General features: G+C 71.3%; 12 protein-coding genes. 4 read left to right on the top strand and 8 right to left on the bottom strand.

Annotated elements, in window-relative coordinates; genetic code table 11:
* Positions 1 to 18 precede the first annotated feature (18 nt).
* From rfbB to ACFYPR_RS17900, 4 genes are all read left to right on the top strand, one after another.
* The gene (rfbB, locus tag ACFYPR_RS17915; RefSeq protein ID WP_355068955.1) at positions 19 to 1,020 is read left to right on the top strand and encodes a dTDP-glucose 4,6-dehydratase; all 1,002 of its coding nucleotides are present in this window, start codon (positions 19 to 21) and stop codon (positions 1,018 to 1,020) included.
* A gap of 169 nt (positions 1,021 to 1,189) precedes the next feature.
* The gene (locus ACFYPR_RS17910; protein ID WP_354862556.1) at positions 1,190 to 1,561 is read left to right on the top strand and encodes a DUF2304 domain-containing protein; all 372 of its coding nucleotides are present in this window, start codon (positions 1,190 to 1,192) and stop codon (positions 1,559 to 1,561) included.
* The gene (locus tag ACFYPR_RS17905) at positions 1,554 to 2,255 is read left to right on the top strand and encodes a glycosyltransferase family 2 protein (protein WP_007459917.1); all 702 of its coding nucleotides are present in this window, start codon (positions 1,554 to 1,556) and stop codon (positions 2,253 to 2,255) included. Before ACFYPR_RS17910 ends, ACFYPR_RS17905 begins: the two co-directional genes overlap by 8 nt.
* Positions 2,252 to 3,562 (top strand): polysaccharide biosynthesis protein, encoded by a 1,311-nt coding sequence (locus ACFYPR_RS17900; protein WP_354862554.1) that lies wholly within the window; start codon positions 2,252 to 2,254, stop codon positions 3,560 to 3,562. The genes ACFYPR_RS17905 and ACFYPR_RS17900 overlap by 4 nt, the downstream gene beginning before the upstream one ends.
* Positions 3,563 to 3,704: 142 nt before the next feature.
* Here ACFYPR_RS17900 and prcA read toward each other — a convergent pair whose 3' ends face one another.
* From prcA to ACFYPR_RS17860, 8 genes are all read right to left on the bottom strand, one after another.
* Complete coding sequence (gene prcA, locus ACFYPR_RS17895) at positions 3,705 to 4,535, bottom strand: proteasome subunit alpha (protein ID WP_354862553.1); 831 nt, start codon at positions 4,533 to 4,535, stop codon at positions 3,705 to 3,707.
* A gap of 61 nt (positions 4,536 to 4,596) precedes the next feature.
* Positions 4,597 to 5,436 carry a proteasome subunit beta gene (gene prcB, locus ACFYPR_RS17890; RefSeq protein ID WP_234581940.1) on the bottom strand — a complete coding sequence of 280 codons (840 nt, stop codon included), beginning with the start codon at positions 5,434 to 5,436 and terminating at the stop codon, positions 4,597 to 4,599.
* On the bottom strand, positions 5,355 to 6,026 hold the full coding sequence (locus ACFYPR_RS17885; protein ID WP_354862551.1) for an endonuclease VII domain-containing protein: 672 nt from the start codon (positions 6,024 to 6,026) through the stop codon (positions 5,355 to 5,357). The genes prcB and ACFYPR_RS17885 overlap by 82 nt, the downstream gene beginning before the upstream one ends.
* A 6-nt stretch (positions 6,027 to 6,032) precedes the next feature.
* Positions 6,033 to 6,248: a ubiquitin-like protein Pup gene (locus tag ACFYPR_RS17880; protein ID WP_088948111.1), complete on the bottom strand. Its 216-nt coding sequence runs from the start codon at positions 6,246 to 6,248 to the stop codon at positions 6,033 to 6,035.
* A gap of 104 nt (positions 6,249 to 6,352) precedes the next feature.
* Positions 6,353 to 7,870 carry a depupylase/deamidase Dop gene (dop, locus tag ACFYPR_RS17875; protein WP_354863300.1) on the bottom strand — a complete coding sequence of 506 codons (1,518 nt, stop codon included), beginning with the start codon at positions 7,868 to 7,870 and terminating at the stop codon, positions 6,353 to 6,355.
* Positions 7,871 to 7,996: 126 nt separating this feature from the next.
* Positions 7,997 to 9,955, bottom strand: coding sequence for a hypothetical protein (locus ACFYPR_RS17870; protein ID WP_387260924.1), 1,959 nt, complete (start codon positions 9,953 to 9,955; stop codon positions 7,997 to 7,999).
* A 1,055-nt stretch (positions 9,956 to 11,010) separates the two neighbouring features.
* A complete protein-coding gene (locus ACFYPR_RS17865) occupies positions 11,011 to 11,772 on the bottom strand; it encodes a succinate dehydrogenase/fumarate reductase iron-sulfur subunit (protein WP_354858349.1) in 762 nt (253 codons plus the stop codon).
* Entirely contained in the window at positions 11,769 to 13,706 is a 1,938-nt protein-coding gene (locus tag ACFYPR_RS17860; protein WP_387260922.1) for a fumarate reductase/succinate dehydrogenase flavoprotein subunit, read from the bottom strand. The genes ACFYPR_RS17865 and ACFYPR_RS17860 overlap by 4 nt, the downstream gene beginning before the upstream one ends.
* Between the last annotated feature and the right edge of the window lies 1 nt (position 13,707).

Genomic DNA, 13,707 nt, shown 5'->3' with positions numbered 1-13,707 from the left:
GCGTACACTACTGGACCCGTGAGGATCCTCGTCACCGGCGGTGCCGGATTCATCGGTTCAGAGTACGTCCGCATGCTGCTGGGCGTGCCTGGTGGCACCGCCTCGGGCGTGCCTGCGGTCGACCCCGCCGGCGTGACCGTGCTCGACAAGCTCACCTACTCGGGCAACCTGGCGAACCTCGACCCGGTGCGCGACGACCCGCGGCTGCGCTTCGTGCAGGGCGACATCTGCGACCCCGGTGTGGTCGACGAGGTGGTCGCCGGGCACGACGTGATCGTGCACTTCGCGGCGGAATCGCACGTCGACCGCTCGATCGCCGGAGCCGCGCCGTTCGTCACCACCAACGTGCTCGGCACCCAGACGCTGCTGGACGCGGCGCTGCGCCACGGCACCGGCCGCTTCGTGCACGTGTCGACCGACGAGGTGTACGGGTCGATCGACGAGGGCTCCTGGACGGAGACCTGGCCCCTCGCGCCGAACTCGCCGTACTCGGCCTCGAAGGCCGGCTCCGACCTGCTCGCCCTGGCCTACCACCGCACCCACGGCATGGACGTGGTGGTCACCCGCTGCTCCAACAACTACGGGCCGTACCAGTTCCCCGAGAAGGTCATCCCGCTGTTCGTCTCCAACCTGCTCGACGGCGGCACCGTTCCGCTCTACGGCGACGGCGGCAACATCCGCGACTGGCTGCACGTGCACGACCACTGCCGGGGCATCGCGCTGGTCCAGCAGAAGGGCCGCGCCGGCGAGGTCTACAACATCGGCGGCGGCACCGAGCTGACCAACAAGGAGCTGACCGGTCTGCTGCTGGAAGCCTGCGGCGCCGGCTGGGACCGGGTCGTCCCGGTGACCGACCGCAAGGGCCACGACCGCCGCTACTCGCTGGACATCACCAAAATCAACCAAGAGCTGGGGTACGCCCCGAGCATCGACCTCACCGACGGTCTGGCGCAGACCGTGCAGTGGTACCGCGACAACCGGGCCTGGTGGGAGCCGCTGAAGGCGGCGCCGACCGCATGACCCGGGCGATCACCAACGATCGGTTCCCCCGTTCCATCCCCCGATCGGCGTACAGTGTGCTAGGGCACGGCCGTTGGGCCGCCGCGGGTCTGCCACCCCTCACGGGCTGGCACACCACCCTGGCCGCCGCGTTCGCCTCCGCCGCTCCACCCGCCCCGTGGAAGGTCGCATGAAGCTCACCCTCGTCACCGGCTTGACCGGCCTGATATTGCTGGCCACGATCGTCGAGCTGCTGCGCCGCCGGCAGCTCCGCGAGAAGTACGGCATGCTCTGGCTCGGCGTCCTGGTGATCGTCATTCCGCTGTCGCTCTTCCCCCGCCTGCTGGACAACGTCGCCGAGCTGCTCGGCGTCCAGTCCGGCGTGAGCCTCGTGCTCTTCCTCGGCATCGTCTTCCTCCTGCTGGTCTGCGTGCACCTCAGCTGGGAGGTCAGCGCCCTGGAGGAAGAGACCCGCACCCTGGCAGAAGACTTCGCCCTCCTGCGCGCCGAGATCGACGCGGACCGGGCGGCCCGAGACGAACTGGTGTCGCACGATGGTTAACGGCAAGCGGGTCCTGATCATCATCCCCGCGCTCAACGAGTCCGGCTCGATCGCCGACGTCGTCGGCGAGGTCCGCGGCGAACTGCCCGGCGTCGACGTGCTCGTCGTCGACGACGGCTCCACCGACCGCACCGCCGCCGTCGCCGCGGCGGCCGGCGCCCGGGTCGCCAAGCTGCCGTACAACCTCGGCGTCGGCGGCGCCATGCGCCTGGGCTACCGGTACGCCCGCGACCACGACTACGACGTGGCCATCCAGATCGACGCCGACGGCCAGCACGACCCCCGGTACGTGCCGAAGCTCGTCGACCTGCTCGACGAGACCGACCTGGTGATCGGCGCCCGGTTCGCCGGCGAGGGCGACTACAGCGTCCGCGGCCCCCGCCGCTGGGCCATGGTCATGCTCTCCGGCGTCCTCTCGCGTGTCGCCCGCACCAAGCTCACCGACACCACCTCCGGCTTCCGGGCCGCCAACCGCCGGGTGATCGACATGTTCGCCACCTGGTACCCGGTGGAGTACCTGGGCGACACGGTCGAGACGCTTGTGCACACCGCCCGGCGGGGCTACACCATCCGCCAGGTGCCGGTGGCCATGCGCAAGCGGATGGCGGGCACTCCCAGCCACTCCCCGGCCAAGGCCATGATCTACCTCGGTCGCGCCTTCGCCGTGCTCACGTTGGCGCTCATTCGCCGGTGATCCGCCGGCTCCTGAGTCTCGTCCCACCGGGGACCGTCGCCGTCGGCGCCGGCCTGGCCCTGCTGGGGCTCGCCTCCTACGTCCACCTGGCCGTCGCCGGGCACAGCCTCACCGAGGCCGACTACTCGTCGCTCGCGGCGCTCTGGACGATCGTCTTCACGCTCGGCATCGGCCTGTTCATGCCCGTCGAGCAGGAGGTCGCCCGCCTCGTCGCCGGCCGGCACAGTCAGGGCCTCACCCCCGGGCCCGTGCTGGCCCGGGGGGCCGCCCTGGCCCTCGGTCTGCTCATCGCCATCGTCGCGCTGATCGTCATCGCCCGGGCGCCGCTCGCCGACCGGCTCTTCGCCGGTGACAACGACATGGTCACCGTGCTGATCGGGTCGCTCGCCGCGCTCGCCGTCGCACACACCACCCGCGGCGTGCTCTCCGGCCTGCAACTGTTCCCCTGGTACGGCACCCAGCTCGGCGTCGACGGCGGCCTGCGCATCGTCCTGGTCGCCCTGCTCGGTCTGACCGGCGTCACCTCCCCCGTCTGGTTCGGCGCGGTGCTGATCGCCGCGCCGCTGATCGGCGTGGCGGTCACCGCCCCACCGGTCCTGCGGGTCATCGGCGGCGGCGTCCCCGTCGCCTGGGCCTCGTTCCTGCGCGGCCTCGGTCTGCTCATCGCGTCCAGCCTGCTCTCCCAGGTCGTCGTCAACATCGGCGTGATCAACGTCAAGGTGCTGGACCCGTCCGACGTGGCCACCGCCGGCGCCCTGCTCTCCGCGCTGGTGCTGGTCCGGATCCCGCTGTTCGTCTTCGCGTCGCTGCAGGCGTCCCTGCTCCCGGGTCTCGCCACCTCCGCCACCACCGGCGACCGCACCGCCTTCAACGGCCTCCTGCGCCGGGCCCTGGGCGTCGTCACCGCGCTCGGCCTCACCGGCGCCGTGCTCGCCGTCCTGCTCGGCCCGTGGCTGGTGCAGACCCTGTTCGACGCGCCCGACGTCCTCGGCCACGGCGACTTCGCCTGGCTCGCGGCAGCCACCCTCGCCTACCTCTGGGCGATGGTCCTCGGCCAGGCGCTGCTCGCCCTCGACCGGCACCGGGCGCAGGCCGTCGCCTGGGCCGTCGGCGTGGCCGCGCTGGTCGTCGCCACCCTCGCCCCGGTCGCCACCGCGCTACGGGTCGAGCTCGGCTACGCCATCGGCTCCGTGGTGGTCGCCGCGACGATGGCCGCCCTGCTGCGCGGCACCCGCGCCAGCGGCACGACCCCCACCGACGTCCCGCACCGCGAGGCCGTCACGCCCGGGGTGACCGGAGGGCTCTGACCCCGCGCCGCCCACGCCCGCTGCGTATCGCCAGCGGCCGACGTACCGGCCCGCCCGCGGCACAGGACCCGCGGCCGGGCCGGGCGGGGAACGCAAAGCGGCGGGCGGCCCGGGAACTGGCCGCCCGCCGACATGACCCGTCCTACTTGCCGTCCGCCGGCTTGTCCTCCAGGTCTGCGGAGCCCGCCGACGTCGTCGGCTTGTGCGCCTCCGTGGTCGGCTGCGCCGGCGTGTCCGGCCCGCCCGCCTCGGCCGGCTCCTCCGCTGCCGCGACATCGCCGTCCAGCAGCGCCGTCAGCGCCGCGCCCGTGATCCGGCGGAACGTACGACCCACCCGCTGGCGGTCCAGCACCGCAACCTCGAGCTGGTTCGCGGCGATCGTGCGGGCCGCGCCGCCCTCACCACCGACGGTGCTCAACGCCTGCACCGCCACCCGGGCCGCCTCACCGAGGGACATGTCCGCCCGGTGCTGCGACTTCAGCACACCGGTGATCGCCTCGGCCTGACCACCCATGGCCATCCGGCCCGGCTCGTCGTTGACCGACCCGTCATAGGTGAGCCGGTACAGCTCGTCGTCGTCCGGAGTCGCCCCGACCTCCGCAACGCAGATCTCCACCTCGAACGGCTTCGACTGCTCGGTGAAGATCGCGCCGAGCGTCTGCGCGAACGCGTTGGCAAGCGCCCGCCCGGTGACGTCACGCCGGTCGTAGCTCAGGCCGTTCAGATCGGCCATTCGCACCCCGGCCCGGCGCAGGTTCTCGAACTCGTTGTACCGACCGACGGCGGCGAAGCCGATCCGGTCGTAGATTTCGCTGACCTTGTGCAGGGCGCTGGAGAGGTTCTCCGCGACGAAGAGCACCCCGCCGGAGTAGCTCAGGACCACGGCGCTGCGACCCCGAGCGATGCCCTTGCGGGCCAGCTCGGAGCGGTCGCGCATGATCTGTTCGGGCGAGGCGTAGAACTGCATGGCCACGGCGGCGGTTCTCCTTACGGCGCTGTGCTGACGACTGCGGACTGGTGGGGGTGGACGGGGCTCATCCGCCCGGGTTCTCCATCCGGCCGGCGACCACACCCTCGGCGATCGCCGCCGTCTCGGTGTCGGTCAACCGGCGGGTGCCCTCGGCGGTAGCGGTCATCACCACCGGATAGATCCGGCGGGTCAGGTCCGGTCCGCCGGTCGCGGTGTCGTCGTCGGCCGCGTCGTAGAGCGCCTCGACCGCGAGCCGGGTCGCGTCGTCCACGGACAGGCCCGCCCGGAAACGCTTCTTCAGCGCCGACTTCGCGAAGAGCGAGCCGGAGCCGATCGCGTCGTACCCGGTCTCCTCGTACGGGCCACCCGTCACGTCGAAGCTGAAGATCCGCCCCGCCCGAGCCGGGTCGGCGGCGGCCAGGTCGAAGCCGGCGAACAGCGGCACCACGGCGAGGCCCTGCATGGCCGCGCCCAGGTTGCCCCGGATCATCGACGCCAGCCGGTTGGCCTTGCCGTCGAGCGAGAGCATCGCGCCCTCGATCTTCTCGTAGTGCTCCAGCTCCACCTGGAACAGTCGCATCAGCTCGATGCCGATGCCCGCGGTGCCCGCGATGCCGACCAGCGAGTACGCGTCGGCGGGGTGCACCTTCTCGATGTCACGCTGGGCGATCAGGTTGCCCATGGTGGCCCGTCGGTCGCCGGCCATCACCACGCCACCGGCGGCCGAGATCGCCACGATGGTGGTCGCGTGCGGCGCCAGGTCGGCGGCCATGCCCGGCGGCAGCGGCCGACGACCGGGCAGCATCTCGGGCGCCACCCGGCTCAGAAACGTGGTGAAGGAGGACGTCCCCGCGTTGGTGAACACATCTGGTAGACGCCCGGATGGATCAAAGCCCGCTGCCACGTGGTTCCTCTCAGGTACGTGATCGCCCTGGCCAGCCTCGTAGGACTGTCACGGAACTGGCCAAGACCACCGTTGCAGTTGAAGCAGAGTATCCCGCGCACCCACCCGGTGCGATGATCGTGGTCCAGATGTTGCGGGTCCGCGCCGCCACAGATCGCGCAGACCCCGCCCTGCTCGGCCAGGAGCTCCTGAAACTCCTTCTCCCCCACGCCGTAGCGCCGCTGGAGGTGGTACTCGCGTGTGCCGCCGTAGAGTCGTTGCGCCGTCTCTTTGCCACGGGCGTTGTGGCAGGGTTTGCAGTAGCTGTGCCGACCACTGGCCTTGGTCGAGGTGGTGGGAAAGTCGTTCAGGGGCTTGATCTGCTCACAGTCCGGACACCACTTGAGGCCTTCGCCGACGGGCCTGGGTGATCTCCGCTGCGGAGCAATACCGCGCTTGCGACGGCTTGCCTCCGACCGTGCGGCGGCGCAGACCTTGCAGTAGAAGGCCAGCCCGTCCTTCCTCCGCCGGTCACGGTGGAACTCAGTGCTGGCCAGCACTCTCTTGCACTGCGGACATGCCTTCTCGGCACCGTCCGGCGAATCGGACATATGGTATCATTCACCTCCTTTCTGTACATAGCCCCTCACGAATTCCTCTGCGTTTTCTTCGAGGACGGAGTCGATCTCGTCGAGCAGGTCGTCGACGTCCTCGGTGATCTCGGCGTGCCGCTCAGCCACCTCGGGGTTGGCCTCCGTGGTGACGTCCTCGATCTCCTCGCCCTGGCGGGACTTGCCGGACTGCGACTGGCCGCCGCTGTCATGAGTGGCCATTGCTGCCTCCTCCACGATCGTCTGCGATGAACTTACCTCGCTCGGACGACGAAAAGCCCGCTGCGCGCCGGCTTGCGGCGCACAGCGGGCAATCGGCGCCGCGTTCAGCCGCCGGTCAGCGTCTCCAGGAGGTCCTTGGCGCTGGCGCAGCGGTCGAACAGGGCGCCGACGTGGGCGCGGGTGCCCCGCTCCGGCTCCATCATCGGCACCCGGACCAGCGACTCGCGGCCCACGTCGAAGATCACCGAGTCCCAGCTCGCGGCGACCACCTCGGAGGCGTACTGGGCGAGGCAGCGGCCACGGAAGTAGGCCCGGGTGTCCTCCGGGGGCTCGGTCATGGCGCTGCGGGTCTCCTCGTCGGTGAGCAGCGTCTTCATCGCCCCGCGGGAGACCAGCCGGTTGTAGAGGCCCTTCTCCGGGCGTACGTCGGAGTACTGCAGGTCGACGAGCTGGAGCTTGTGCGAGCCCCAGCCGAGCTTCTCCCGCTCCCGGTAGCCCTCCAGCAGCCGCAGCTTGGCCACCCAGTCCAGTTCGTCGGCGCAGAGCATCGGGTCGCGGCCGAGCCGGTCCAGCACGTCCTCCCAGCGGTCCAGCACGTCGGCGGTCTGCTCGTCGACGTCGGTGCCGTAGCGGTCGTCGACAAAGGACCGCACCCGCTCCAGGTACGCCCACTGCACGTCCAGGGCGGTCAGCCGGCGGCCGTCGCGCAGCCTCATGAGGTGCGTGAGCGAGGGGTCGTGGCTGACCGCGCGCAGTTCGCTGACCGGGTCGGCGATGCCGAGGTCGGGGCCGAGCGCCTTCTCCTCGATCATGGTGAGGATCAGCGCGGTGGTGCCCACCTTGAGGTAGGTGGAGATCTCGGAGAGGTTGGCGTCGCCGATGATGACGTGCAGCCGGCGGTACTTGTCGGCGTCGGCGTGCGGCTCGTCGCGGGTGTTGATGATCGGCCGTTTGAGGGTGGTTTCCAGGCCGACCTCGACCTCGAAGAAGTCGGCGCGCTGCGAGATCTGGAAGCCGCTCTGCCCGCCGTCCTGCCCGATGCCGACGCGGCCGGCGCCGCAGACGATCTGCCGGGTCACGAAGAACGGCGTCAGGTACGCCACGATGTCGGCGAACGGGGTCTGCCGGCGCATCAGGTAGTTCTCGTGGGCGCCGTAGCTGGCGCCCTTGTTGTCGGTGTTGTTCTTGTAGAGGTGGATCGGCTGGCTGCCGGGGATGGTGGCGGCCCGGCGGGACGCCTCGGCCATGACCCGCTCGCCGGCCTTGTCCCAGCGCACGATGTCGCGGGGGGTGGTCACCTCGGGTGTGGAGTATTCGGGGTGGGCGTGGTCCACGTAGAGGCGTGCGCCGTTGGTGAGTATCACGTTGGCCAGGCCGAGGTCCTCGTCGGCGAGAGCCTCGGCGGGGTCGTACGCGGCCCCGGAGTACGTGAAGCCGCGGGCGTCGCGCAGCGGCGACTCCTCCTCGTAGTCCCAGCGGGCACGCCCGCCCCGGTTGAGCTCGGGCCGGGCCCCGTAGGCGTTGACCACCTGGGACGAGGTGACCATCGGGTTGGCTCCGGCCTGGCCGGGCACGGAGATGCCGTACTCGACCTCGGTGCCCATGATCCGTCTTACGCTCATCGACCTACCCGCTTCGCTCGCCCGACCCGGTCCCCCGTCACGTCGAGCGTAGTCCGACTGTTCGGGGACGGGGGCACGGCGGCGTGGGCGGGTTACGGGTGTCGGCCCGTGGCCCGCCCGCCGCGTTCAGTACTTGATGATCATTGGCACGGTGGTGACCCGGGGGCGCAGCTCGGGATACCTGGTCAGCAGCTTGTCGACGCGTCGCTGCGCGGACGGGTCGCTGATCAGCAGCCGGATCGGGCCGCGCGCGCCGCGCAGGATCTTGCGGGTGCGCTCCGGTTCCTCGAACATCGGCAGATAGATGGCCCCTTCCGTCTGCGCGGTGGTGCCCTGCAGAGCGGAGAGGCAGATCGACTCGACGTAGCCGCGGTAGCCGCCCCGGTCCAGCACGACGGTGACGGTGCCCGGTTGGACGGGATGACGGCGGTACGCGGCGGCGCAGACCTGGGCCACTCTCGACGGTTTGTCGACGCTGTGCCGGACCCACAGCTGGGTCCAGCTCTGCTTGTCGACCACGAGCACGCTGCCGCGCCAACCGGTGAGCCCGCAGAGGGTCACGACGGTGAGCACGGCCAGGGCGGCGGCGAGCGCGGGGATCGCGGCGGCGCGGACACCGCGCTCGCCGCCGGACGGGACGGGCAGCAGCCGGACCAGGGCGGCGGTGCCGACGATCAGTCCGACGAGGGCGAGGTGTGTGCCCTTCATGAAGTAGTAGGCGGGCTGGACGCCGGCGACGATGTTGGCCAGGGCGATGGCGAGGGCGAACCCGACGGCCACCAGCACGGCCGCGAGGTGGCGGCGCCAGGCGCGGTCGGCGCGGCGGGCCTGGATCACCAGGCCGATCAGCACGATCGGGGTGAGGCCGAGCAGGGCGTGCCACGCCTCGGCGAGTTCCGGGCCGGCTTTCGCGTCGAGCGCTTCGGTCTGGCCGGCGCCGAGGATGCCGAGCAGCAGGGGCAGCGGGGCGAGAAGCGCGGTGAGCAGGCCGACGCCGAGCAGCGTACGGCGGACCTGGGTCAGCTCGCGGCGGTGCGCGATGAGCCAGCCGAGCACGAGCAGCCCGGCCGGGGGGAGGTACAGGTAGTAGGTGAAGCCGATTCCGGTGAGCAGGGCCCCGAGCATGACGAGTTGTTCCCGGTTGCCGGCGAGGGGGCGTACGACAAGCGCGGTCAGCCCGACGGCGAGGGCGAGCCCGAGCACCTCGCTGGGGTAGCCGGCGATCAGCAGGCGGGGCAGTTGGCTGCCGAGGACGAGGGCGCCGATGACGATGGTCAGGACGACCCGGTGCAGCGGGTGCTGCGGACCGGACAGTCGCTGGGCGGCCCAGAACAGCGTGAGCACGAGGAGGCCGAGGGTGGCGAAGCACCACCATCCGTAGTGGGTGAGGCTGCTGACCCCGCTGGGAGTGCCGGTGGCCGAGCGCAGGTGCGCGTCGAGGAGCGCGGTGGTGAAATGCCAGCCCTGCGGATAGCGGACGAGCAACGAGACGATGTCGTCCCGGGAACCGGCCGGGTCGAGGAAGACGTACCCGCCGTGCCGGCCGATGGCGTCGACGAGGGCGACGTGGCGGAAGTTGTCCTCGCCGAGGGCGAGCAGGCTGAGGCGTCCGGCGAGGGTGGAGGCGCGCAGCCAGGGCAGGGTGAGGTAGCCGACGGTGGCGACGGTGGCGACGATCGGCAGCAGGTCGGTCCAGCCGGGGCGAGGCAGGGTGGGACGTCTACCGGTGGCCGCCGCGATGAGAGTGAGTGCCGTCAGCGCGGCGCCGGTGACCGCGACGGGGTGCAGCCCCCAGGGCCAGACCGAGAAGAGCAGACCGGCGATGGTGGTGGCGCCGACGAGCAGCAGCACAGCGAGCATGAGCCGGTCGAGCAGGGTGCGGCCGCCGCGCAGCAGGCTGGCGGTGGCCAGCAGCACGAGCGGGGGCAGCAGCCAGGCGAGGTGCAGGGGGTACGCCACCGCGGGAACCAGCCAGGCTGCCGCCAGCGCGATGAGCAGCCGGCGGTGGGGGCGGGCGGGCGGCGGGGTGTCCGGGTTGACCGCGGGAGGTGCCGGTGGGTCGGTGACGGTCAGCTCGGACGGCACGCGGATCCTCGGAAAGTCGGAGGGTGGGGGCGCCACAGCGTACCGGGTCAGGTGGGGCTCGTGTGGGATGCCGGCGACGTGCCGGTGGTACGGGCGGGGGGGGGGGGGGGGGGGGGGGGGGGGGCCCGCGGGGGGGGGGGGCGGGGGGGGGGGGGGGGGGGGGGGGGGGGGGGGGGGGTGGGGGGGGGGGGGGGGGGGGGGGGGGGGGGGGGCGGGGGGCGGCGGCGGGGGGGGGGGGGGCCGGCCCCCCGCCGGCCCCCCCCCCCCCCCCCCCCCCCGCGCTGGTCGCCGTCCGTGCGTTCGCTGCTGACGCCGTTCGTGGACTGGGCTGGGTCGTGCGTGCGTTCGGGTTGGCGTGCCGTTCGTGGTCGGGGCGGGTCCTGGTGCGTGTGCTCGCTGCTGGCGCCGTTCGTGGTCTGGGCTGGGTCCTGCGTGCGTTCGGGCTGGCGTGGCCGTTCGTGGTTCGTGTTGGGTTGCCGTCCGTGCGGTCGGGGTTGGGTTGGCCGTTCGTGGTCCGGGCTGGGCGGCTGTCGGTGTGTTCGTCGCTGGGCGCGGTGGTCGCTGGCCCGTGCGGGGGTGGCCGCAATGTGCTCCTGCCCCGATGGAAAGGCGGTCGCCTCTTGATCGACTCGGGTTCCAGGAAGTCGGGGTGTCGTGGGCGCCGGGACAGCCCGACTTCCTGGAACCCGAGTCGATCTGGTCGTGCTGCCCGTCTAACGCCCCCGGAGGTGGCGAAAATCGCGGGCATTCACCCTTTTTGTCCACCGCGCTGGACCGAAGCGGCACGTACGCCGAGGGTGCGGCAGCATGATCGACTCCGTTACGCCGATGCGGCGGCATCCGAGCCCCTCGGACACCGCCACATCGGCGATATCGAGTGGATCTTGCGCTCGGGCCAGGCCCACCGGGCCAGGGCCAGGGCCGGGGCGGGGCGGGCCGGAGTCGGACCGGGACGGTCGCTGCGTTCGGCGGGTGCCCACCGAACGCCTGACCGCCGTGCCCCGAGGGTCGGGGCACGGCGGTCAGGGGTGGCCAGAAAGGGCCGGGGCGGCGGGTCAGGAGCCGGGGGTGTTGCCGCCCTTCGTGGTGGCCGCGAGGTAGTCGCGGTTGAGCCGGCCGATCGTGTTCAGCGGAATGCCCTTCGGGCAGGCCACCGTGCACTCGCCGGCGTTGGTGCAGCCGCCGAAACCGGCCTCGTCGTGCGCGTCGACCATGCCGATCACCCGGGTGTAGCGCTCCGGCTGGCCCTGCGGCAGCAGCGAGAGCTGGGTGAGCTTGGCGGCGGTGAAGAGCATGCCGGAGCCGTTCGGGCAGGCCGCCACGCACGCGCCGCAGCCGATGCAGGCGGCCGACTCGAAGGCGGCGTCCGCGTTGGCCTTGGCGACCGGGGTGGAGTGCGCCTCGGGCGCGCTGCCGGTCGGCGCGGTGATGTAGCCACCGGCAGCGATGATCTTGTCGAAGGCGCCCCGGTTGACCACCAGGTCCTTGATGACCGGGAAGGCGCTGGCCCGCCACGGTTCGATGTCGATCGTCTCGCCGTCGGTGAACTGCCGCATGTGCAGTTGGCAGGCGGTGGTGCCGCGCTGCGGCCCGTGCGCGTCACCGTTGATCATCAGGCCGCACATGCCGCAGATGCCTTCGCGGCAGTCGTGGTCGAACGCCACCGGGTCCTCGCCGTCGAGGATCAGCCGCTCGTTGAGCACGTCGAGCATCTCCAGGAACGACATGTCCGGGGACACGTCGTTGACCGGGTAGGTCACCATCCGACCCTTGTCCTCAGGGCCCTTCTGGCGCCAGATGCGCAGGGTCAGGTTCACTTGTAGCTCCGCTGCGTGGGGTGGACGTATTCGAACTTCAGGTCTTCCTTGTGCAGGACCGAGGGCTCACCGGTGGCGGTGAACTCCCAGGCCGCCACGTACGCGAACCGGTCGTCGTCGCGCTGCGCCTCACCGTCGGGGGTCTGGTGCTCGGCCCGGAAGTGCCCTCCGCAGGACTCCTCGCGGTGCAGGGCATCGATGCACATCAGCTCGGCCAGCTCGAAGAAGTCGGCTACCCGGCCGGCCTTCTCCAGCGACTGGTTCAGCTCCTCGCCCGTGCCGGACACCTTGACCCGCTGCCAGAACGCGTCGCGCAGGTCGCGGATCTCGCCGATCGCCTTGCGCAGCCCGGCCTCGCTGCGCTCCATGCCGCAGTGCTCCCACATGATCTGGCCCAGCTCACGGTGGAAGGAGTCCACGGTCCGGTCCCCGTTGACGGCCAGCAGCCGCTGGATCCGGTCCTCGACGTCGGTACGCGCCTCGACCGCCGCCGGGTGGCTGGCGTCGACCTTCTCCAGCGGGCCCGAGGCCAGGTAGTTGGCGATCGTGGTGGGCAGCACGAAGTAGCCGTCGGCCAGGCCCTGCATCAGCGCCGAGGCGCCGAGGCGGTTCGCGCCGTGGTCGGAGAAGTTCGCCTCGCCGATCACGAACAGGCCCGGGATGCTCGACTGGAGGTCGTAGTCGACCCACAGGCCGCCCATCGTGTAGTGCACGGCGGGGTAGATCCGCATCGGCACCTCGTACGGGTCCTCGCCGGTGATCCGCTCGTACATCTCGAAGAGGTTGCCGTACTTTGCCTCGATGGCGTTGCGGCCCAGCCGGCCGATCGCGTCGGCGAAGTCGAGGTAGACGCCGAGCTTGGTCGGCCCGACGCCCCGACCCTCGTCGCACACGTTCTTCGCGGCGCGGGAGGCGATGTCGCGGGGGACCAGGTTGCCGAAGGAGGGGTAGATCCGCTCCAGGTAGTAGTCCCGCTCGTCCTCCGGAATGTCGCGCGGGTTGCGGTCGTCGCCCTTGGTCTTGGGCACCCAGACCCGGCCGTCGTTGCGCAGCGACTCGCTCATCAGCGTCAGCTTCGACTGGTGGTCGCCGGAGACGGGGATGCAGGTCGGGTGGATCTGCGTGTAGCAGGGGTTGGCGAAGTACGCGCCCTTGCGGTGCGCCCGCCAGGTGGCGGTGACGTTGCAGCCCTTGGCGTTGGTAGAGAGGTAGAAGACGTTGCCGTAGCCGCCGGAGGCGAGCACGACCGCGTCGGCCATCTCGGTGCTGATCTCGCCGGTGACCAGGTCGCGGACGACGATGCCGCGGGCCTTGCCGTCGATGATGACCAGCTCCAGCATCTCGTGCCGGGAGTTCATCTCGACGTTGCCCAGGCCGATCTGCCGCTCCAGAGCCTGGTACGCGCCGAGCAGCAGCTGCTGGCCCGTCTGACCCCGGGCGTAGAAGGTGCGCTGCACCTGGGCGCCACCGAAGGATCGGGTGTCCAGCAGGCCGCCGTACTCGCGGGCGAACGGCACGCCCTGGGCGACGCACTGGTCGATGATGTTGACCGACACCTCGGCCAGGCGGTGCACGTTCGACTCCCGGGAGCGGAAGTCGCCGCCCTTGACGGTGTCGTAGAACAGCCGGTGCACCGAGTCGCCGTCGTTGCGGTAGTTCTTCGCGGCGTTGATGCCGCCCTGCGCGGCGATCGAGTGCGCCCGGCGCGGGCTGTCCTGGTAGCAGTAGGACTTGACGTGGTAGCCCTGCTCGGCCAGCGTCGCCGCGGCCGAGCCGCCGGCCAGGCCGGTGCCGACCACGATCACGGTCATCTTGCGGCGGTTGGCCGGGTTGACCAGCTTGGCCTCGAAGCGCCGGGTCTCCCAGCGCTTCTCGATCGGGCCGGCGGGAGCCTTCGTGTCGGCGATCGGGTCGCCCTGGGTGAAGAGTTCCATG

It is taken from the genome of Micromonospora sp. NPDC005254, from assembly GCF_042872525.1.
GTDB lineage: Bacteria > Actinomycetota > Actinomycetes > Mycobacteriales > Micromonosporaceae > Micromonospora.
Note: the sequence above shows the minus strand (reverse complement) of the source record. Positions and strands in the feature narration are given on the sequence as shown.